Annotated in this window: 18 protein-coding genes; 6 read left to right on the top strand and 12 right to left on the bottom strand. The window is 50.8% G+C overall.

The features are described 5' to 3' along the window. Window positions 1-70 precede the first annotated feature (70 nt). From LVJ78_RS00545 to LVJ78_RS00555, 3 genes are all read right to left on the bottom strand, one after another. Window positions 71-1,798: an ATP-binding protein gene (locus tag LVJ78_RS00545; RefSeq protein WP_165870914.1), complete on the bottom strand. Its 1,728-nt coding sequence runs from the start codon at window positions 1,796-1,798 to the stop codon at window positions 71-73. Further along, window positions 1,795-3,036 carry an SIR2 family protein gene (locus tag LVJ78_RS00550; RefSeq protein ID WP_132953722.1) on the bottom strand — a complete coding sequence of 414 codons (1,242 nt, stop codon included), beginning with the start codon at window positions 3,034-3,036 and terminating at the stop codon, window positions 1,795-1,797. Before LVJ78_RS00550 ends, LVJ78_RS00545 begins: the two co-directional genes overlap by 4 nt. Window positions 3,037-3,172: 136 nt before the next feature. Beyond that, entirely contained in the window at window positions 3,173-3,391 is a 219-nt protein-coding gene (locus tag LVJ78_RS00555; protein ID WP_244802581.1) for a helix-turn-helix domain-containing protein, read from the bottom strand. 282 nt (window positions 3,392-3,673) lie between these two features. Here LVJ78_RS00555 and LVJ78_RS00560 point away from each other — a divergent pair, with 282 nt between their 5' ends. From LVJ78_RS00560 to LVJ78_RS00570, 3 genes are all read left to right on the top strand, one after another. Then, on the top strand, window positions 3,674-4,342 hold the full coding sequence (locus tag LVJ78_RS00560; RefSeq protein WP_132953723.1) for an NAD(P)H-binding protein: 669 nt from the start codon (window positions 3,674-3,676) through the stop codon (window positions 4,340-4,342). Window positions 4,343-4,675: 333 nt separating this feature from the next. After that, complete coding sequence (locus LVJ78_RS00565) at window positions 4,676-5,317, top strand: NAD(P)H-binding protein (RefSeq protein WP_132953724.1); 642 nt, start codon at window positions 4,676-4,678, stop codon at window positions 5,315-5,317. An 11-nt stretch (window positions 5,318-5,328) separates the two neighbouring features. Next, on the top strand, window positions 5,329-5,907 hold the full coding sequence (locus LVJ78_RS00570; protein WP_132953725.1) for a flavin reductase family protein: 579 nt from the start codon (window positions 5,329-5,331) through the stop codon (window positions 5,905-5,907). A gap of 185 nt (window positions 5,908-6,092) precedes the next feature. Here the strand turns inward: LVJ78_RS00570 and LVJ78_RS00575 are convergent, their stop codons facing one another. The 6 genes from LVJ78_RS00575 to LVJ78_RS00600 all read right to left on the bottom strand — a co-directional run bounded on the left by LVJ78_RS00575 (window position 6,093) and on the right by LVJ78_RS00600 (window position 12,343). Continuing rightward, the gene (locus LVJ78_RS00575) at window positions 6,093-6,515 is read right to left on the bottom strand and encodes a very short patch repair endonuclease (protein ID WP_132953726.1); all 423 of its coding nucleotides are present in this window, start codon (window positions 6,513-6,515) and stop codon (window positions 6,093-6,095) included. Between the two features lie 8 nt (window positions 6,516-6,523). Further along, on the bottom strand, window positions 6,524-8,170 hold the full coding sequence (locus LVJ78_RS00580) for a TIGR02391 family protein (RefSeq protein ID WP_132953727.1): 1,647 nt from the start codon (window positions 8,168-8,170) through the stop codon (window positions 6,524-6,526). Window positions 8,171-8,179: 9 nt separating this feature from the next. After that, window positions 8,180-9,244: a DNA cytosine methyltransferase gene (locus LVJ78_RS00585; protein ID WP_132953728.1), complete on the bottom strand. Its 1,065-nt coding sequence runs from the start codon at window positions 9,242-9,244 to the stop codon at window positions 8,180-8,182. Window positions 9,245-9,638: 394 nt separating this feature from the next. Continuing rightward, entirely contained in the window at window positions 9,639-10,841 is a 1,203-nt protein-coding gene (locus LVJ78_RS00590; RefSeq protein ID WP_132953729.1) for an alpha-hydroxy-acid oxidizing protein, read from the bottom strand. A 296-nt stretch (window positions 10,842-11,137) separates the two neighbouring features. Beyond that, a complete protein-coding gene (locus tag LVJ78_RS00595; protein WP_132953730.1) occupies window positions 11,138-11,623 on the bottom strand; it encodes a nuclear transport factor 2 family protein in 486 nt (161 codons plus the stop codon). A 63-nt stretch (window positions 11,624-11,686) separates the two neighbouring features. Beyond that, window positions 11,687-12,343 carry an NAD(P)-dependent oxidoreductase gene (locus LVJ78_RS00600; RefSeq protein ID WP_132953731.1) on the bottom strand — a complete coding sequence of 219 codons (657 nt, stop codon included), beginning with the start codon at window positions 12,341-12,343 and terminating at the stop codon, window positions 11,687-11,689. Between the two features lie 318 nt (window positions 12,344-12,661). On the opposite strand from LVJ78_RS00600, the gene LVJ78_RS00605 reads away from it, so the two are divergent. After that, window positions 12,662-13,546, top strand: a complete 885-nt coding sequence (locus tag LVJ78_RS00605) for a LysR family transcriptional regulator (protein WP_132953732.1) — start codon at window positions 12,662-12,664, stop codon at window positions 13,544-13,546. A gap of 68 nt (window positions 13,547-13,614) precedes the next feature. On the opposite strand, the gene recJ is transcribed toward LVJ78_RS00605, so the two are convergent. Further along, window positions 13,615-15,309 carry a single-stranded-DNA-specific exonuclease RecJ gene (gene recJ / locus LVJ78_RS00610; RefSeq protein WP_132953733.1) on the bottom strand — a complete coding sequence of 565 codons (1,695 nt, stop codon included), beginning with the start codon at window positions 15,307-15,309 and terminating at the stop codon, window positions 13,615-13,617. Window positions 15,310-15,606: 297 nt separating this feature from the next. Here recJ and dacB point away from each other — a divergent pair, with 297 nt between their 5' ends. Then, window positions 15,607-17,004, top strand: coding sequence for a D-alanyl-D-alanine carboxypeptidase/D-alanyl-D-alanine endopeptidase (gene dacB, locus LVJ78_RS00615; RefSeq protein ID WP_132953734.1), 1,398 nt, complete (start codon window positions 15,607-15,609; stop codon window positions 17,002-17,004). A gap of 126 nt (window positions 17,005-17,130) precedes the next feature. Here dacB and LVJ78_RS00620 read toward each other — a convergent pair whose 3' ends face one another. Beyond that, a complete protein-coding gene (locus LVJ78_RS00620; protein ID WP_132953735.1) occupies window positions 17,131-17,919 on the bottom strand; it encodes a class I SAM-dependent methyltransferase in 789 nt (262 codons plus the stop codon). Window positions 17,920-18,007: 88 nt separating this feature from the next. Next, on the bottom strand, window positions 18,008-18,751 hold the full coding sequence (bioH, locus tag LVJ78_RS00625; protein ID WP_132953736.1) for a pimeloyl-ACP methyl ester esterase BioH: 744 nt from the start codon (window positions 18,749-18,751) through the stop codon (window positions 18,008-18,010). Here bioH and LVJ78_RS00630 point away from each other — a divergent pair. Next, window positions 18,750-19,466: a ComF family protein gene (locus LVJ78_RS00630; protein ID WP_132953737.1), complete on the top strand. Its 717-nt coding sequence runs from the start codon at window positions 18,750-18,752 to the stop codon at window positions 19,464-19,466. The two genes, bioH and LVJ78_RS00630, sit on opposite strands and share 2 nt — an antisense overlap. Window positions 19,467-19,491: the final 25 nt, after the last annotated feature.

Genomic DNA, 19,491 nt, shown 5'->3' on the forward strand with positions numbered 1-19,491 from the left:
ATGAAGGCTATTTTCTCCTTGCCAACCCTTGCTTTTTTTAGCAGCGTAATTTTGACCTACCACCGCTTTTTTAATCATTTTTCCAAGACTTGGAGAAAGATGCACTTCTTGATTCCGGTTTAAATTCAGGCGCTTTAATTTTTACTTTCATAGGAAAAGGAAAATCCACACCTAATAATAATGCCTCTCCCTGACCTAAAACAGGCAAGAAAGCCGCAGAACGATTATCTATTGCACCTACTGCTTTTTTAACTATTTCCTGATCTTTCTCATTGGTTAAACGATGAACAATCAAAGTACCTATTTGACTGAGTACATCTTCAGGGATATCTCTTGGACGTTGGGTTGCAATCACAACATTTAAGCCGTATTTCCTACCTTCTTTGGCAATATCGCCAAATGTATTTAAATTCATTTTGTTGATCTCATCACCAATTACTTTATTTAAAAATTGATGTGATTCATCAATAAACACAATTAACGGTTTTTCATGGCTAATCATATTATCTCTTGCACAAGCAAGCAATTTCCGTCCTATTGCATTAACTAACAACTCTCTGGCATTAGCCTCAAATGGCACAGCAGATAAGTCTAATCGAACGACTCCATTTTCAGATTGACAAATTTCATCAATAACAACTGGAATTGTTTTAAGTGTTTCATCACAATCTAACATCCATTGTAAGTGCGAATTATTTTGCATAGCTTTAATTCGGGAAATAAGATTTAAGCAATACCCAATATCATTATCTGCCCTCTTTCCCCATATAGAAGGGTCGGGATTTTGAGATGATCCACCTGTAGGCCATACACATTCCAAAATAATTTGTTCAGCTAAATTTGAAAATTTCCAAGAAATGTTTTGGAAGTTTTGAGTAATGGATTGAACGGCAATCTCAAAAGGCTGTTTTTTTTGTTCAGCTTTTTCTAAATTGCCCGTAGTTTTTATAGATAAATTATGATTAGTTTGGCCTTCGCACTGGGTTACAACTTTCAAGCTGCGGATAGCCTCTTCAAGTTTTGGAGCCTGACTTCCTGCAGATGGTCTAAGCAATGCCCTTATATCTGAGTCAGTAAACATCCAATGTGGATACGCTACTTTATTTTGTTCAGTTGCATCAAGGTGCTCACCTACATAATAGCTATTAGCATAGGAAAGATTAGCATATTCTCCGGTTGCATCCAGTAATAATACTTTTCCACCTTCTTGATGAATATTTTCAATAAGATTTGCCATTGTATAACTTTTGCCACCGCCAGTTGAACCCAAAATAGCACAATGACGAGAAAAAAGTTTTTCTGGTGTTAAATTTATTGTAACGGAGGAATTCCCAGCCATTTCGGCAACTGGAAGTTGAATATTACTATCATAACTATTTATTTTACCTTCAGCTAAAAGTGACACCAATTTGGGATGAGCGGCATAAATTTGTGCGCCTAATTTAGGATATTGTTTAATTCCTTTATGGTTAACACCTGTTTCAACATCCACACTGACCAATAATTGAACCAAACCTATTGGATTATTGGCAAAATAAATATCATCTAGGCCATCAACACTGAGTCTTTCCCCATTTTCTAGCCAAACTTTAATCACTCTTCCCAAAATTGAAGTTTGCCCGCAGTCAATAAAAATAAACTCATTAACTTCACCAATGGGAACACGGCTTCCTAGAAGCCAAACCTGTTCTCCTGTGCCCGCTTTAGTTAAATTAATTTTTGCCTCGGTAGCGGATATTTCCGTTAAACTTCCAATTCTCCGCTTAATATCATGAGGTGAAAACCATACATTCATCATTTGTCCTCTATCATAATTTTTTGAAAGATTTTGAAAATATTTTCTTCTGGTGTTGCCTTATTTCTGTCGGGAAGTTGCTGCACAAAATCAGCAAAACTGCTATCTATAAGTGTGATTCTAGAATCTCCGGCTTTAACAGACTCTATTAAGAGTTTTCGAATTTCTTTATTAAATGAACCCTCTTCATTAAATAAGGAGCGAGTACTGATCATTAACAATAGTTCTGGATTAGTCCTTAGTGCCATTGTGATGGCATTATTGATATGTTTATCATTAAAACCGAAGCCTAAACATAAAATAGCAGTTTTAGGTTTTTGTATCGCTTCCAAAAAACTGGATATCATATCCAAATAAGGAGACTCATAAGATGTTTGATATTTGTTACTGCTAGGATAAATAATAACTGGCTCACCTATTTGTTCATTAGATATTCTTTTGTGAATACCTTGTTCTGTTTTCACCCAGTCTACGGAACCATGAATCTTATAGAGATGGAATACATTAGGCAAATAAGTGCTTGTTTTATCATTGGACTGGACTCTATGTACAATATCATAATGAAACCAAATAGGATTAAATTGATATGGTTGAGAATATTCAAAACCATCAATTACAATCATCCCAATATTGGAAGCTGACGTTTCAAAGGCTAAATCATAATTTGTTGTAAAAACCTTTAACCGCTTTTGTTTAGGTTGTCTTTTTCCCAAGACTCTCAATAATTTATTATGATGCTCCCAGTCTTTATGGCTCTTGATTTTGTTAGTAAAGTCTGTTTCTTCTAATATTCTATTTTTAGCATTTTTAACAAAATTCTCTAATTGCTTTAGTCTGCGTTCAGATAAGCTTCTCAAGGATAAAAATGTATCGCAGCGTGATAAAAGTAATTCAATATCATGGGCTATACATTCATTGCCGTTTTTATCTTTCCATTTTTCAGCAAAATCATCATATTTAGTATAGTTTTTTATATCATCAAATATTTTTTCATCCATTGTGTAACAGGCATGCCAGAGATCAGTCATGCTTGGTGCTACTTTATCACCGGTAGAAATGTTAAATGTTAATGATGTGCCTGAACCTGCCAAAATGATAATATTTTCAGCATCTAAAATTTGATTCAAAGATTTATGTAGTAATGCTTGATATTTTTTTTGTTCGTCATCTTGTTGGTCGGTGAGGTCTAGTTCAACGGGCTCTTTGCTAGAAATATCTGAAGATAAAAATTTAATGCTCATATAACCTCCTAATGTAATTTAAGTATTGAATACTACATATAATTTAGCGTTTGTTAAATAAGAAAATTAATCTGAAGAAATGTCGGAAATTATGAACTTATCAAATAATTAAACCCTCACCAACGCCATCATCCCCTCAAAACGAATACAAAGCCGATTTTCTGCCGGATGCTTCTTCTTTCACGCTTAATATCCCTTTCCCCGCCAATGATTTCGTAAACCGATTGGCAGTAGCGGGCGGAATGCCGGTCAGTTCGGCAAGGCGGCTGTTGCGGAAAACGGGATGGGTAAATACAAAATCAAGCACCGTTAATGAATGTTTGGAGGACAGCGTTTCAGTAAACACGGTTTTCATTCCTTCATATAGCGCATGGATATTTTGGACGATGGCCAGATTATGTACCGCTTGTAAAAAGAAGGCGCACCAATTGTTCCAATTTTACCAATCAAAAATCCATAAAAATGATTAACAAAAAATCTTGTCAATCACCCATGAGGTACAACAATGCTTGTTAATCAATTTAATCTGCTTTTGATTAACAAGGCCGTCTGAAACCGCACTTTGCTTTTCAGACGGCCTCAAGTATATTAAAACAGCGAATTCAAGCATGAAACAAGCATTCAATAAGGAAATCCAATGAAAGTGATGATTTTCGGTGCCAGCGGCATGGTGGGGCAAAGCGTGTTGCGGCAGGCTTTGCAGGCGGATGATGTCGGCGAAGTGGCGGTGGTTGTGCGCAAGCCTTTGTCGCAGCAGCACGCCAAATTGCGGCAGATTATCGCCGCCGATTTGGGCCGTGCTCAAGCCGAGCTGGCGCAGCTGCGCGATTTCGACGGCTGCTTTTACTGCGTCGGCGTTACCTCCGGCGGCATGAACGAAGCCGATTACCGCGCCTTTACCCACGACATGACGCTGGCGGTGGCCGATGCGCTGCTGCCGCACAACCCGAAGCTGCATTTCGTCTATATCTCCGGTGCGGGTGCCGACAGCAGCGAGCAGGGCAAAACCATGTGGGCGCGGGTGCGCGGCACCACTGAAAACGCACTGCTCAAACGCGGCTTTGCGCAGGTAAACAATTTCCGCCCCGCCTTTATCGAGCCCATCGGCGTGCAGTCGCAAACCGCCTCCTACCGCTGGATGTACCGCCTGATGACGCCGTTTTTCCCGCTGATCAATCGCTTCAGCGCCTCCGCCCTCACCAGCGTGCAACTGGGCAACGCCATGCTCAACGCCGTGCGCTTCAACGAAAACCGCCCGGTGCTGGAAGCGGCAGAAATCCGGGCGCTGGGCGAGCGGCGGGCGTGATGTTTATCGCGTATCGCGGTAAAGAAAGGCTGCCTGAAACCGCACTTTCGCTTTAAAACGGGTTTTCAGGCAGCGTAGGATGTGTGGCGCAATCGTGTATATAGAAGCCGTTTAAACCGCATGCGAGGTTGTGTCGCACACGCTACACGCGGTTTAAAATTGATTATTTTTATATCCGTTTTCTTTGATTTCACTATAAAAAGGCCGTCTGAAACCGTTCAGACGGCTATATCGATATCAGCGGCACAGCGGCTTCGGCGCGTTGGCGCTGGGTTTGTTGTGGGACATGGCGCAGGCGAATATTTTTTAATAAAGCAATCATAAGGAGGTTTTATGAACATTCTGATTATCGGCGCCAACGGCCGCGTCGGCTCTCAATTGGCGCAAATATTGGCCGAGCAAGGGCATATTGTGCACGCTGCCGCCCGCCGCGCAAGCCCGGATTGGGCGCACGAAAATATCCGCCATCAAGCGCTCGACCTCACCGCGCCGCTGGCCGACATCAGCCAAATTATTGCCGCCATCCGCCCCGATGCGGTGTATTTCACCGCCGGTTCGCGCGGCAAAAACCTGTTGCAGGTGGATGCGTTTGGCGCGGTGAAAGCCATGCAGGCCGCCAAAGCCAACGGCGTGCAGCGCTTTATCCTGCTCAGCTCGGTGTTTGCCTTGCAGCCCGAGCGTTGGGGCGAAAAATTCCTGGCCGACATCACCGATTATAATATTGCCAAATATTTTGCCGACCACTGGCTGGTGCACAACAGCGGCCTTAACTACACCCTATTGCAGCCCGGCGCTTTGCAGGAAACCGCCGCCAGCGGCAAGATTCAAATCAATGTGGTCGAGCCGCTGCCCAATGCCATCGGCAATGTGGCCGCCACACTGGCCGCCTTGCTGAACGCGCCGAACACCATCGGCAAAGTCATCAGCATGGCTGATGGCAGCACACCAATTGCCACCGCACTTGAGGCCGTCTGAAAGAATTAAATATGAGTATTCAAGCTGTTGAATTGATAAAAGCCTACCGCCTGCTCAATATCGGCGCCACCACCCTGATTTCCGCTAAACACGATGGCGTGGAAAACGTGATGGCTGCTGCTTGGGTTGGCGCACTCGATTACCAGCCGCCCAAAGTCACCGCCGTAATCGACAAAATTGCCTACACCCGCCCGCTGATTGAAAAAAGCGGCTGTTTCGCCATCCAAATTCCCGTGGCTGCGCAAGCCGAACTGGTGCTGGCCATGGGCGAAAGCCGCCACGACCACCCCGACAAACTGGCCAACGTGCCGCTGTTTTACCCGCCCGGCTTCGACATCCCGCTCGTGCAAGGCTGCGCCGCCTGGCTGGTGTGCCGCCTGATTAACGAGCCGCACAACCAGCAGGCGCACGATTTGTTTATCGGCGAAGTGGTGGCCGCATGGGCAGACGAGCGCATTTTCAAACACGGCCATTGGCAGTTTGATAACGCCCCCGATGAATGGCGCACTCTGCATTACGTGGCCGGCGGCCAGTTTTATGCTATCGGCAAGGGATTTAATTTGAAGCAGGGGTCGAATGTGGACGATTGATGACGGATGGCGATGTTGGTTGATAAAAGGCTACCTGAAAATATATTTTGTTTTCAGGTAGCCTTTTATGGGTTTTGGGTTTGCATAGTGTGCGCTTTAGTGAAAATCATCCCTTCAGTAGGTCGGCTTCTTTGTATGTTGTTGCATCAAGGCCGTCTGAAACCGCTTTAAGTGGAAGTACGGTTTCAGACGGCCTTGGTAATTTCCGTCACCAAGCGGTTTAAGCGGGATTCAAGAACGGTTTTATTTTTCAATTCGCACTCCCATATGGTCACCACTTTAAAACCGAGGGCTTGCAATGAGGATTCATTTTTAATATCACGTTGACGGTTTTTCGTAATTTTGTCCTGCCAAAAATCCGTGTTACTTCGCGGAATATGCCCTTTATTGCAAGAATGACCGTGCCAAAAACAACCGTGTATGAATACGACGGTTTTATATTTTGGTAAAACGATATCCGGTTTTCCCGCATAGCGCTTATCGTTTTTCCGGTAACGGAAACCTTGCGAGAAGAGGAATTTTCTGACCAAAATTTCCAATCTGGTTTCTTTACCATGTATTTTCGACATGATTTGGGATCGTTTGTCGGGAGTAAAAATATCAGGCATACGGGCATTTATTCCGGCTCAGAATCCTCTAATCTCCGTTGTAAATGAGACAATAGTCCGAGTGCATCCAAACAGTCTTTTTCCGAAAATAAATTAGAATTTTTTAGATCTTTAATCTCTTCGTGAGCAATCGGGTTCCTACAGCCACTGACAACTCCCATTGAGAGGAATTTTTGTCCGTCTTCTATTGTAGATAATGTATTAGGTGAAAATGGTTGCCCATTAGATTTACAAGTATATTTTTTAGTTACCGTTAGTTTTCTCTTGCTACGGTCGGCTCCAAAGGCTTCACCCATCAATCCATGATCTGATGATTGGCAGCTTCCTGATTTATCTCGGGTATTTGTAATATATCTTTTTACACTTTCTGAAAATGCTTGGTAATAATCTTTTTGTTCATAATATGTTTTAGAAGCATCCTGAATATCAGGATGCAATCCCCGCCAATGGTAGTAAGGATATTCGGGAACCAACCCGTATAATGCCTTAACAACTTCCGCTTGCTGTGGAGCGGTCAATTCGGAGTTTTCGACATGCTCTAAAATTTCTTGCACCGGTTTCTTTATTTCTTCAGGCAGCCTGCTTTGCCAAACTGCCTTATCAATTCCATTATTTTCTTTAATTACTTTGTCTTTTTTCTCCTTTCGCTGTTTTCTCCAATCACGCTCTATGAATGCAACGATTTCAGCTAAAAAAGATCGTAAGTCCGATGTGGTCGGGTGTTTCCAATCCAAAGAAGTCCTATCGGTAGAAATCAAATCTTCATCGTCGTCGTCAATGAAATCGACATTCAGCCAACCGGTAAGATATGAATAAAAATGACTGGATTCACTGTTTCTAAAAAACTCGGGAGCATTTACCATCCGCCCATTTGCAAACAAAGAAATTCCTTTCATATTGTTTTTCAAAGGCTTCTCCGTTGTAATGAATTTTCCTTGAATTAAGCCGCTAAAATCATATTGGTCGGACAATCCGGCGGATTTAACAATTTCAGAATAGTTCCATTCGAATTCCGCTTCAACCGCTTTATATTTCGATTTACTATCGATAATCTGTGGAGCAGAGCCGTTTAAACTTATTTTGATAATGAATCGTTCATCGGGAAAGTCGAATAAGCGTGCCAGATGATTGGCATAGTTATCCAACGGATAGCCTTGCTTTTTTGTTAACTCCGTTAAAACAATGGTTGTACCATTTGGCGCATCAGGGGAATGTTGCCGGACGGATGCAGGTTGATAATCTCCGTCACTCTGAAGAATTTCCGAATAATTCAATGTAAAATCAACTTGCTCTTTATTCTGAACCGTAGATATTTCGATTTTATTTCCCAATCCGAACAAAGCCAGTTTGCCTAAACCTTTCTTACCGGTAGGTTTCCGCCCGCAAGGGGAAGATTGCTTTTCTTTCCGTCTATTTCGACCTATCTTTAAGTAAAAATCATTGACTTCATTGAAGCTCATGCCGATGCCATTATCTCGGATAATAATTTTATGCTCCGGCGTATCAAACAGCTCAACGGATACCTCCGTAGCACATGCGTCATAAGCATTTGCAACCAGCTCGGCAATGGCGGGAACCGTATGCGAATACATTTTTACGCCGAGATGTTCGATAACCGTCGGTTGGAAACTCATTTTTAATTTTTGATCAGGCATATATTTTCCCTATTTGCTATGCTGAGTATTATTTACAATCGCCTCGCCGATTTGCTTTGCATATTTTGGAGGTACGGCATTACCGATTAATCGGGCTATCTTCTCTCTGCCGTTGGCTATAAAAATATATTTTTTTGGAAAAGATTGCAGTGTGGCACCTTCGCGTAAAGATAAAGCCCTATCTTCCTCCGGATGGACGAACCGCCCGTTGGAAATACTAAAAAATTTAGTCGTAATAGTAGGAGAAGGACGATCCCACCACAAACGACCGAAAGTATCCTTAAAACTTTCGTTTTTTCCAATAAAACATTGCAATTGCAATTCCGGATTATCGGCGAATGCCAAACGGTTACCGCCGTCTTTAGGTACCAATTTAATCCGTCGCATATTTATTTCGGAAAGTCCTGCGCAACTATGGATAAAACCACTATTATCTTGATGCCCTGCGGGAATCCGGGGAAATCCGTTTCGTTCGCCCAAAACATCTCTTACCGTTAATATCTTTCCACGCAATTCGATTGGTTCTAGTTTTTTGGAAGTTACTCGATTAGCAATCAACGTAAAGCGTTTACGGCTTTGGGGTACTCCATAATTTTGAGTGTTATGGATGCCGAAATGAACAATATATTCCAGTGATTCCAAAGTTTCTATAAATACATCCAAACCGCTTTCTTTTTGCCTCCGGGCAATCCCTGGGACATTTTCAACAACTACATAGCCGGGTTCGAAATGTTCTATGAACCGTTGGAATTCTTTTAGTAAATTTTTAGATTGTTCGGATTTTTCTTTACTGGTTTGAATGACACTCCAATATTGGCAGGGACTACAACCGATTAGAATCAAATTATCGTCTTTCTTTTGAAGACCTAATGACTCTTCTAAATCTGACTCAGTCAATTTAAAAACATCGGCATGAATAAAACGCGCATCTTTAATATTGGCTTCATAAGTTTCTTTGCAGCTGATTTCATAATCAATCCCCGCCAAAATCCGGATTCCGGCCGATTGCAGTCCATAGCTCATTCCGCCGCCGCCGCAAAAAAAATCAACTGCTTTTAATTGTTTATTTCCCATAATTATTTCAATTAGAATTTTTAAATTTAAATAGCATTAAAATTGTCGGTTGACAATCTATCCATCACAACCGAAGATGCGGTTAATTGTTTTTCATACCGCTCCGCTTATGCATATTTCAAGGGGGTAACGAATAGTCAATGCGGTAACGAATAGTCAATGCGGTATTACCAAATATGATATTTATCCGTTTTTGATATTACAACATCTTAGAGTTGAAGGCAAAAACATCCGTCGGAAATAAAAATAAGTAATTACAATAAGGTATATACATTTTTTGTATATCCGAATGAAAATTGCAATGCCATTTATTCAATTGATAGTGTGTATAACACATTTAAGGCCGTCTGAAACCAAAGTGCGGTTTCAGACGGCCTGAACACATCAAACTCAATCAAAGCAATTGCGTTTTGCGGATATCAGCCAGGGTGGCGGTGCCGGCAAGCTGCATCACCATTTCCAGCTCTTTGTTCAGCAGCTGCAATGTGGCGTTCACGCCTTGGGCGCCGCCGAGTGCCAGGCCGTAGTAGACCGGGCGGCCGAGCCCGACCACGTCGGCGCCGAGCGCCAGCGCTTTGAACACATCTTGGCCGCGGCGGATGCCGCTGTCGAAAATAATCGGCACTTTGCGGTTCACCGCTTTGGCGATTTCCGGCAACACGGTAAAGGTGGCGGGGCTGCCGTCGAGCTGGCGGCCGCCGTGGTTGCTGATCCAGATGGCGGCGGCGCCGGCGCGCAGGGCGGTGAGGGCGTCTTTGGGGTGCGAGATGCCTTTCACAATCACCGGCAGGCCCGATTCTTTGGCCACGAATTTAATCGATTCGGGGTCGATTTTGGTGGCAAACGCCGAATTCAGGGCGTGGATGTCGCCGCCGGCGCCGGAGGAAAGGTTGCCGAAGGGCAGCGGGAAGGTGAATTTGTTGATGGCGTCGGCTTCGCGGTTGCCGGTGGCGGTGGTGTCGACCACCACCACAATGGCCTGATAGCCTGCGGCTTTGGCGCGCCGGATCAGCGAGCGGCTTACGTCTTGATTCTGCATCAGATAGAGTTCAAACCATTTGGGGCCGGTGCTGGCGGCGGCCACTTGCTCCATTGACAGGGTAGATACGGTGCTGAGTGTGAGCAAAGAGCCGGCATCGGCGGTGCCTTTGGCGGTGCCGGCTTCGGCGGTGGGGTGCGCCAGCCCTTGGCCGCCCATCGGACAGACAATCACCGGCGAAGCCAGCGGAATGCCCAGAATGGATGTGCGCATATCCACGGTGTTGTGCCCGGTGAGCACGCGCGGGTAAATTTGGCGGCGCTCAAAGGCGGCGCGGTTTTCTTTGAGCGTCCACTCGTCGCCGGCGCCGCCGGACACATAGCCGAAACCGCCCGCCGGCATCACCATGCGGGCTTGCTCTTCAATGCGCACCAAGTCATACAGCTGCGGCATCGACGCGGGGGTTTTGAGCTGGTAGCTCGGCGGGTAGCTCACCAAAGGCAGGTCTTGCGCCCAAGCGCTGCGCAGAGGCAGCAGGCCGCCGAAAGCCGCGGCAACGGAAGTGGCGGCCACGGATTTGAGCAAGGTGCGGCGTGAGGGATGGGTGATACTGTCCATACGGATTCTCCTTATTGATTGAATGCGGTGATGCCGGGCATGCTGCGCCGGCGCTTGTGCGGCAGCATCACTCATCGGCTTTGGATTCAATTGAATGGTAATGATGCTCGAATCAGTATAGCGGCGCTTTTTTGATTTGCAAACAGGTGAGGACGGGTGGAAACGGCTTTAAAACCAAAGGTGATGAGGCGGGTGAAATATTGGTGCAATAAAATGATTTTTAGGGTTTGAATCGTCAAACCCAAGGCCGTCTGAAACCCTTTCAGACGGCCTTTGTTCAGCTGAAATAAGCCGCTTTAAAACATGCTGTTTGAATTGGCCGATTGCGCGGGGATGGCTTGCACCACATCCCAGTGTTCCACGATTTTGCCGTTGCTGTCGACGCGGAAAATATCCACCAGCGCGGTGCCGCGGTCTTGCGGATTATTTTGGCTGAACACATGCAGCGCCACCAAATCGCCCTCGGCTATCACTTGTTTGACTTGACTGCGCCGCTGCGGGTTGGCCTGCAGAATTTTGGCAAAGGTATTGATAAACGCCTGCGCGCCATCGCCTACATTGGGGTTGTGCTGGATATATTGGCTGCCGACATGCTTGTCGACCGCTTCTTGCAGCTTGTGCTGATTAAAGGCCAGTTCGTAAAAATCAAGCACCACGGCCTTATTGCGCTCAATCTGGCTTTGCGCTTGCACGGCGGCGCGGGTTTGGGGGCCGGCATGGCTGGTGCAGGCGGCGGTGAGCACGGTGGTGGCGGTCACGGCGGCAATCATTAATTTTTTCATATCGGCTCCGGTTGTGGTTGATTGAGGCCGTCTGAAAACAAAATTTCAGGCAGCCTGTGTTGATTATACTGATACTTCAGCCACGGTAAAGCGTTGGAATAAATGCGCTTTTTTCTCGGCATCGTCGGCAATGGCTTTGGCCAAATCGTCCACATGAATACCGGCGGGGGCGGCGCCGCTCATTAATACATCGTCTTGGCCGAAGCGGTATTTGCCTTTGGGCTCAAACGGGCTGCCTTCGTAAAACATTGCCGGCGGGCTGATAAACGCCCAGTTTACATCGCGGCGGGGGCGCAAGTCGGTGAGCAGATTGCGGGCGGCGTTGGCGCCGGCAAAAATTTCTTGCGGAAACTCGGGCGTGTCGATTAATTGCAGGCCGGGGGCGACATAGAGGCTGCCTGCACCGCCCACCACCAGCAAATAAGGCACGGCAGCGGCTTGGGCGGCTTCGGTAATCGCCGCGGCGCCTTTGGCAAAGTCGGCGCCGATATTGGGGTTGTTCCAGCCGGGGTTGAACGCGCTCACCACCGCATCGAAGCCTTGCAGTTTGTCGGCGAAGTCGGCGGCGTTCACATCGGCAGCCACGGCGGTTACATTGTCGGCGGCAAACACTTTATCGATGTTGCGGGCAAATGCGGTCACTTTATGGCCGCGGGCGGCCAGCTCTTTCACTACGGCATTGCCCACATAGCCGGTGGCGCCAATCACAGCGATTTTCATATCAAGCTCCTTGTTTGTGTTTCGATTAATACCCATTCTAAAAATAATATACAAACAGGCAGCCCGTAGGTCGGATTCTTGAATCCGACACTTGTTCGCAGAACAAGGCATGCACATTGCTTTGGCCGATGGCCAAACGTCGGATTCGAGAATCCGACCTACGCGGATGGTGCGATCGAACTGCTTTTATTTTGTAAGGTTATTTTTTTAATGGGTATATATATAAGATGGAGTGCAGTATAAGGCCGTCTGAAGCGCTTGATAATCCGTGGTTTGCTGTTTATATTATTAAGCTTGGCTTAATAAAGGCTACCTGAAATGCAAGAAATCAAACCGCTATTGGTTTTCGCCGCCGTGCTCGAACACGGCAGCATGAACGCCGCCGCTGCTGCGCTGGGCATGACGCCTTCCGCCGTGAGCCAGCATATTTCGCGGCTGGAGGCGCAACACGGCGTGAAGCTGCTGCACCGCTCCACCCGCCGCCTCACCCCCACCGATGCGGGGCAGGCCTTGGCGCAATATTGTTTGCGTCTGCGCCACACGCTGGCCGACACCTTGCAAGCGCTCGATAATCTGAAAACCGAAGCCGCTGGCGATTTAAACATTGCGCTGCCTTCCGGCATGGCACACGCGCCGCCGTTTCAGGTAGCCTTGCAGCAGCTGCAACAGCACTATCCCGCCATTCGCCCGCAACTTTATTTCAGCGACAGCTTGGCCGATTTAAAGCAAGGCGATATCGACATCGCCCTGCGCGGCGGCAACCACGCGCTGGATGCGCCCGACTTGGTGGCGCGCCCGCTGGCCACATGGCATTGGCAAATCGTGGCCGCCCCCGCTTATCTGGCCGCACGCGCGCCGATCGACTCGCCGCACCAATTGGCCGAACAACAATGGCTGCATTATCTGCCGATACACGCCATCTTGCTGCGCGGCGAAGAGCGCCATGTGCTGGAAATCGAGCGCAGCATGTTGTGCAGCCAGCTCGCCGCCGTGAGCACGCTCACCCAAGCCGGTTTGGGCTTGTCGATGCAGTTGAGCGGCGAAACCGCCGCCCTGATTGCCCAAGGCCGCTTGTGCGCGGTGCTGCCCGATTGGACGCTGCCCTCGGTGCGCATCTATGCGGTGACGCCGCACCGGGTGCAGTCGGCCAAAACCGAAGCGGCGTTGAGGGTTTTGCAGCGTTGTTTTGCTGTTGATTTATAATCTTTTATGTCCACAAACCAAGAGGCCGTCTGAAAAAGATTCAGACGGCCTCTTGGTTTGAACAAACCCTAAGCGGCTTCCCAATAATCAATATAAAGCTGCAATTCGATATTGTTGCGCCATTCGTTGGCCACGGGGCGGTAAACGGTGCGGATGCGCGCTGGAATTTCATCGGTGCAGCGCCAAAACATGGCTTCGAATTCGCGCCCTTCTTTTTGCAGCCACACTTTTTTGTGGTTCACGCCCATGGCCTGCTGGCGGATGACGGCGAATTCGTCGGTGAAGCTCGGCGGCGCAAAGCCTTGCCCCCACACCTGCATGGCCAGGTGCTGGGCTTGCGCCAAGGTGATGTCGGCGGCGCTCAGGCTGCCGTCGGTGAGGTAGGTTTGCGCCAAATCATCGGCGCACACCAATTCGCGCACGGTGTGTTCGAAGGCCGTCTGAAACGCATCGAGTTGCTGCGCCATAATGCTCAAGCCCGCGGCCATGGCGTGGCCGCCGAATTTGAGAATCAGGCCGGGGTGGCGCTTGGCCACCAAATCGAGCGCATCGCGCAGGTGCAGGCCGGGAATGGAGCGGCCGGAGCCGCGCACTTCGCCATTGTCGGCCGGGGCGAACACAATGGTGGGGCGGTAGAAACGCTCTTTCAGGCGGCTGGCCACGATGCCCACCACGCCTTGGTGGAAATCTTCGCGAAAAGCCACCAGCGTGGTTTGCGTTGCGCCCAGCTGTTCGGGAAAAGCGGCCAGCGCGTCGTGCAACATTGATTGCTCGATTTCGCGCCGCTCGATATTCAGGTGGTTGAGCTGTTCGGCCAAGGCGAGGGCATCGGCTTCGTGTTCGGCCAAAAGGCAGGCGATGCCCACCGACATATCGTCGAGACGGCCGGCGGCATTGATGCGCGGCCCCAGAGCAAAGCCCATATCGAAAGGCTGCGCTTTGCGCCAATCGCGCTTGGCCACTTGGAAAAGCGCGCGGATGCCGGGGCGCATATTGCCCGCGCGCATACGCTTGAGCCCTTGCGACACCAAAATGCGGTTGTTGTGATCGAGCGCCACCACATCGGCCACGGTGCCCAGCGCCACCAAATCGAGCAGGCTGCCCAAATTCGGCTCGGCCAAGCCGTTTGAAAAGCCGCCGCGTGCGCGCAAATCGGCGCGCAAAGCCATCAGCACATAAAAAATTACCCCCACGCCGGCCAGATTTTTGCTCTCAAAGCCGCAGCCGGCTTGGTTGGGGTTGACAATAATGCAGTCGGGCACGGTGTCGGCGGGCAAATGGTGGTCGGTGATAATCACCTCCAGCCCCAAGGCCTGCGCCCGCGCCACGCCGGCGAGGCTGGCAATGCCGTTGTCTACCGTGAGCAAAATTTGCGCACCGCGCGCCGCCGCCATGTCGGCCAGCTCGGGTGTGAGGCCGTAGCCGTGCTCGAAGCGGTTGGGCACCAGAAAATCCACCGCCGCGCCCATACTTTGCAGGCCTTTCATGCCCACGGCGCAGGCGGTGGCGCCATCGGCATCGTAATCGGCCACAATCAAAATGTTTTCCCGCGCCAGCACCGCATCGGCCAGCCGCGCGGCCGCTTCGGCGCAGCCTTTGAGGCTTTGGTGCGGCAAAAGGCCGGCGAGCTTGTCTTGCAATTCGGCCGGCGATGCCACGGCGCGTGCGGCACACAGGCGCGCCAGCAGCGGGTCGGCTCCGGCGGCAATGAGGCTTTGGCAGGTGTCGGGGTTGTAGGCGCGGGTTTGGATTTTGGCAGACATGGCGTTCAGATGCGGCGGGAAAGGCGCTATTGTAACGCTAAACGGCGGCCCGGGGTTTGTCCGCCTTTCATTTTGCGGCAAGTGTTGGCGTAAAAACGCGCCGTCTGCGTTGGAGCCGTCTGCGTTGGAAATGCGCGCAAGGCGGCCAAACCTTGCTGTGTTTTCTGCCTTGCAAACACGTTTCGGTATTCAACATCTTATTAAAGACACAGGCCGTCTGAAAAAACCGGCAAAAGCCTTTCAGACGGCCTGATGTATTTTATAATCCGGTTTTTATTATTCCGATGGAATTGAATCATGTTGCGCCGAGTCATGTTGTGCTGTGTGTTGTTGTGCGCCCAGGCCGCTTTTGCGCTGGATTTCGGCCGCATGCGCGCCGATGAAGTGGCGGTGTATGTGCAGGATATGCAAAGCGGGCAGGTGCTGGTGTCGCACCGCGCCGATGCCGCGATGAATCCGGCTTCGGTGATGAAACTCGTTACCACTTTTGCCGCTTTGCGCACGCTGGGCGACGATTACCGCTGGCTCACGCAATGGAAATCCGCCGCGCCGGTGAGCGGCCACACGCTGGCCGGCGACATTTATTGGGTGGGCAGCGGCAACCCGGTGCTGGATCAAAACGATTTGCTCGATATGCAGCAGCAATTGCGCGATCAGGGCATACGCAAAATCAGCGGCCGGCTGGTGCTCGATAGCAGCGTGTGGCCGGATTCGGGCAGCGCCGAGGGCTTTGGCGACGATGCCGGCGAGGCTTTTGCCACGCCGCCCAGCCCGCATATGCTGGCCTATAAAGTGGTGTGGGCCCGGCCCGAGCGCAATGCTGATGGCGAAGTGGTGATGGCGCTCAACCCGCCGCTGCCCGATGTGGCTCAGGAAAACCGGCTCAGCGCCTATGCCGGCGCGGCGGCCTGCCCCTCGCTGAAGCCTTATGTGGCGGCGAAATATGCCGACGGCGTGCTGTCGTTTCGCGGGCGGCTGCCCGAGAGCTGCTTGGGGCAGGAAATGTTTGTCAACATGCTCGATGCGCCCGATTTTGCCGCCCGCAGCTTTATCAACCATTGGCGCGCATCCGGCGGCGAAATTGCCGATGGCGCAGGCGCAGGCCGCGCACCGGCGCAAGCGGCCACCTTGGCGGCCAACCAATCCAAGCCCTTGGCGGCTGTGTTGGCCGACATGAATAAAGAGTCTAACAATGTGATTGCCCGCAGCGTGTATCTGGCTTTGGGCGAGCAGGCTGCGCGCGGGCGCAAGGGCACGCAAAACGCCGAAGCCGCCGTGCGGCGCGCGCTGCGCTCGGCCGAGCTGGATGATGAAACGCTGGTGTTGGAAAACGGCTCGGGTTTGTCGCGGCGCGAGCGCGTGAGTGCACGTTTTCTCGGCGAAATGCTGGCCGCCGCCCGCCGCAGCCCGTTTCAGACGGCCTTTACCGACAGCCTGCCGATTGCCGGCAACGACGGCACACTGAAAAAGCGTTTCCAAAACATCGGCAGCCCCTTGCGCCTGAAAACCGGCACGCTCAAAAACGTGCGCGCGCTGGCCGGCTATTGGCTGCCCGAAGCGCCGCAACACCCGCTGGCCATTGTGGTGCTGCTCAACAGCGAGCAATCGGGCGCTTATCTGCCCGATTTGGATAAGCTCGTGATGCAGCTTTTGCCTGCTGCCGCAGAAGCAAACCGCCGGCCGGATTCGCCGTGAAACGATGTATATCAACGAAGGCCGTCTGAAACATAGGTTTCAGACGGCCTTTTTCCAAACTTGCCGCAAACGCATGCGCACAAGATTGATACTTAAATCACGCCTGCGCTTTTGCACAACCCGCCATCAACCGCGCCGCGGAAAAAACTGCACCGCGCTTTCGCCCTCGGGCAGCAGCAGCTTTTTCACCGCATGGCCGTGTATGGTTTCCAACGTGATTTCCACAGGTTTGCCGCTTTGCCACATTTGGTTGATCACGGTGCGGGCGGCGGCTTCGTCGCTCAATTGCAGCGCCTGCCACAAGCCTAAGGTTTCCATGTCTTGCCAAAAGGTTGCGGCGGCGCGATAGCTCAGCGAGAGCTTGGCGGTGTCCATCACCGGGTCGTAAAAGCCGTGGTGGAAAAGCATATCGCCCAAATCGTGCATATCAATCAAGGTGGGTGCGCGGCAGTCGATGCCCTCGGCATTTAAGCGGCCGATTAAATCTTGCAGGCTGTCGATGCCGAAATGGGTGAAAAACAGCAAACCGTCGGTTTTGAGGTGGCGCGCCCAGTTGTCAAACACAGCCGGCAAATCGTCGGCGGTGATCAGGCTCAAATTGGCCCACAGCATATCGGCAGCGGCTTCGGGTAGCGGCTCGGCCAAGCTTTGCTGATGCTGCGGCACGATTTTGCCGGTGAGCTTTTGCCACAAGCCGCTTTTGCGCGCAGCGGCGGCAGCGGCGAGAAAGTCGGCGCGCGGGTCGTATTCGGCAAACGCGGCTTGCGGATAGCGTGCGGCCAGCAGGCTGCGGCTGATGTCGGCATCGGCGCCGATGAGTGTGATGCGCTCGGGCGTGCGCGTGAGGATTTGCAGGCGCTCATCGGCGTTTTGGGCTAAGTGGTGATGGATTTGCCAGCGCTCGGGTGTGTTCATTGGTTCACGCTTTGTCTGTAAAAAATAAATCGGTTTTCAGACGGCCTGCCGCTTAAGCTTAATACAAACAGGCCGTCTGAAAGCCACATCAACAACGGTTGAAAAAATCAGCCAGCCAAGCGGCAAATTGCGCTGCATGGGTGAGAAAAGGCGCGTGGGCAGCTTTCTCGATAATGTGCAGCTCGCTGTGCGGCAAATGGCGGTGCAGATATTCGCCCATGCGCGGCGGCGTGATGCTGTCTTTGCCGCCGAATATCAGCAGCGCCGGTGCGGCGATTTGGGGCAGAAAAGCGCGCGCATCGGCAGCGGCCACGGCATCGAGCGCGGCTTGCAGCGCGGCGGGTGCGCCGTGCTTCACAATATCGGGCAATATTTTTTCCAGAATCGGTTGTTGGTCTTTGGCGTATAAAAATTGCAACTGTAGAAACTGTTTCATATATTTGTGGTAATCTTGGCCGAACAAGGCCACCATTTTTGCCAGCGCCGGGTTGCTCAGCCCTTCGGGATAATCGGGCGCGGCCTGAAAACGGGCAAAGCTGGCGGTGAGGCAGAGCGCGCGCACTTTTTTGGGGTGGCGTGCGGCCAGATAAAGCGCCACTTGGCCGCCGAGCGACCAGCCTAAAATGCAGGCCGGCTCATCGATTTGCGCCGCCAGCGTATCGGCGGCGGCCGCCACGTCGAATGTGCCGCCAAAAGGTGCTGCGCCGTGGCCGGGCAAATCGGGCGTGTGTATGCGCCAATCGGCGGGCAGGCGCGGAACCAGGTCGTCGAAAATATGGTGGTTGGCGGCCCAGCCGTGAATCAGATAAACATTTTTGGCAGGATTTTGCATGGGAATGCTTTCTTGGTGGCGGCAAAGCGCCAGCTCAAAACGGTGTGTATTATGCCACGATTCGGCCGCCGGCTGCGGGCTGTGCGCCGCTTGCGCCGCCGATTTGCAAAGCGTGCGCACCGATGCGGCGCATATGTGCCCGCAATGCGCCGGCATAAGCACCCTCGGCGCGGTGTGCGGGCGCTGCCAGCAAAAGCCGCCGCCGTTTGAGCGGCTGTGGGCTTCCGTGTATTATGAACCGCCGGCCAGCAGCATGCTGCATGCCTTCAAGCATTTAGCCGATTTGAGCATGCGCGAGCCGCTGGTGGAAATCATGCGTGCCCACCCGCCGCCGTGGCTGGCCGATGCCGAAATCGGCGCGGCGTTGGCCATGCCCTTGAGCAAAGCGCGGCGGCTCTACCGCGGCTTCAATCAGGCCGATGAGCTTGCAGCGCGGCTGGCGCAGCATTACGGCTGGCCGCTGTTGCCGCGTGATACCGTGTTCAGACGGCATCACGCACCGCAAAGCACGCTCAAAAGCGATGAGCGCCAACGCAATGTGCGCCATGCGTTTGCCGTGCAAAGCGGCTTGGTTAAGAACTGTAACCTGTTGTTAATCGACGATGTTGTGACCACAGGCGCAACATTAAATGAATTGGCCCGCGTGCTAAAAAGGGCGGGGGCTGGGCGCATTTTTTGCTGGACGCTCGCCCGCGCGCAAATGAAAATTTTTTGACGCACCTGCCTGCTTCGGGCATAGT

Origin of the sequence: Uruburuella suis (genome assembly GCF_022870845.1) — a bacterium.
In the GTDB taxonomy this organism is placed as follows: Bacteria; Pseudomonadota; Gammaproteobacteria; order Burkholderiales; family Neisseriaceae; genus Neisseria; species Neisseria suis.